The 450-nt window shown below is 65.6% G+C and carries 1 protein-coding gene; it reads right to left on the bottom strand.

Annotated elements, in window-relative coordinates:
• The coding region (locus F6Q13_RS17105; RefSeq protein ID WP_293059097.1) for a putative inorganic carbon transporter subunit DabA at window positions 1-450 on the bottom strand (450 nt) is incomplete at both ends.

The raw sequence follows: 450 nt of genomic DNA, 5'->3' as shown, positions 1-450 counted from the left end.
TTGGAAGTAGATGATTCGATCGTCTTCGGCCACTCCAAGCTGTTCTAATGCTTGCAGGACGGCGTCATCGGGCCGTTGCGGTACCATGCGCAGCGACGTGCGGGCCCTTCGGCTCAGCTTGTAATCGCTAGGGCTCAGTGCCCGCCAGGCCTGGTAGAAGCCGCGCTGGTGGTCGGGCATCGGCCAGCCCGCCGCGGGCGCTCCAAAGTATGCCGCACACCCTTTGGCGGCCTGCGCGTCGACCTGGTCGGCCACTTGCGGTGCCGTTTGCTCGCTGCGGGTCATGTTGCGCCGGGGCGGCTTTGGGGCAGGGTCGCCGGTGAGTAAGTCGGCGCGCAACAATTCGGCCGGCGTCAACGTGTGGTTGCCCACCTGAACGGGCTGCCCGTCCAACAATGTCGGGTAACGCAGCCGTAGCGTCGACTCGAGGTCGGCATCGTTGATCCGTCC

The sequence above is a fragment of the Mycobacterium sp. genome, from assembly GCF_008709575.1.
In the GTDB taxonomy this organism is placed as follows: Bacteria; Actinomycetota; Actinomycetes; order Mycobacteriales; family Mycobacteriaceae; genus Mycobacterium.
The sequence above is the reverse complement of the archived record's forward strand: the minus strand, read 5'-3'. Positions and strand labels throughout refer to the sequence as shown.